Annotated in this window: 1 protein-coding gene and 1 pseudogene; both read right to left on the bottom strand. The window is 43.1% G+C overall.

Going from position 1 to position 935, the window contains the following annotated elements:
• Positions 1 to 248 (bottom strand): annotated as a pseudogene (gene hisH / locus A3729_RS04300) (imidazole glycerol phosphate synthase subunit HisH); the annotation flags it as partial.
• Positions 249 to 328: 80 nt separating this feature from the next.
• Positions 329 to 922, bottom strand: coding sequence for an imidazoleglycerol-phosphate dehydratase HisB (hisB, locus tag A3729_RS04295; RefSeq protein WP_068511279.1), 594 nt, complete (start codon positions 920 to 922; stop codon positions 329 to 331).
• Between the last annotated feature and the right edge of the window lie 13 nt (positions 923 to 935).

Below are 935 nucleotides of genomic sequence, written 5' to 3'. Positions count from 1 at the left end.
ACACAAATACCCAAAAAAGGTCTGTCCTTGGAAACTTCCATGCTTAAGCTATCAAAGCCCAAACGCTTAATTTCAGCCATGCAATCGCGCATAGCGCCTACACCAGGCAAAACAACCTTATCTGATGCACGAATCGTATCCGCATCCGAAGTTACAAGGACTTTTGCATCAGGCGCTACGTGTTCAAATGCCTTCGAAACCGAATGCAAATTGCCCATACCATAATCAATAATGGCAATTGTCGTCATTTTTTCTCACTCGTAAAAAGCAACTGACCTCAAAAGAGGCCAGTATTATTTATTAACTGTCGTACAACTTGAAACCGGTTCTATAAAGAACCTTTAGTAGACGGCATTTTTCCTTCCATTCGCTCATCAAGTTCCAAAGCCATGCGAAGCGCGCGGCCAAAAGCTTTGAATACCGTTTCGATCTGATGATGAGCATTTTTACCCTTCAGATTATCGATGTGCAAAGTTACATTGGCGTGATTTACAAAACCTTGAAAAAACTCATAAAACAGCTCTGTATCGAAGCGGCCGACACTTCCTCTGGTAAAAGGAATATCGTATTCCAAGCCAGGACGGCCAGAGAAGTCGATAACAACACGCGACAATGCCTCATCTAGAGGAACATAGGCATGGCCATAACGACGAATGCCTTTCTTATCGCCCACAGCTTTAGAGAATGCCTGGCCTAGTGTAATACCCAAATCTTCAACGGTATGGTGATCGTCTATGTGCAAGTCGCCTTTACAGTGCGCATCGATATCAATCATGCCATGACGACAAATCTGATCCATCATATGCTCTAAAAAAGGCACGCCAGTATCAAATTTAGCCTCACCCGTTCCATCAAGATTCACAGAAACTTTTATCTGTGTTTCCAGAGTATTACGTTCTACTTGGGCTTTTCTCTCAGCCATTTACTTCTCCGAA

It is taken from the genome of Oleiphilus sp. HI0043 (assembly GCF_001634935.1).
Note: the sequence above shows the minus strand (reverse complement) of the source record. Positions and strands in the feature narration are given on the sequence as shown.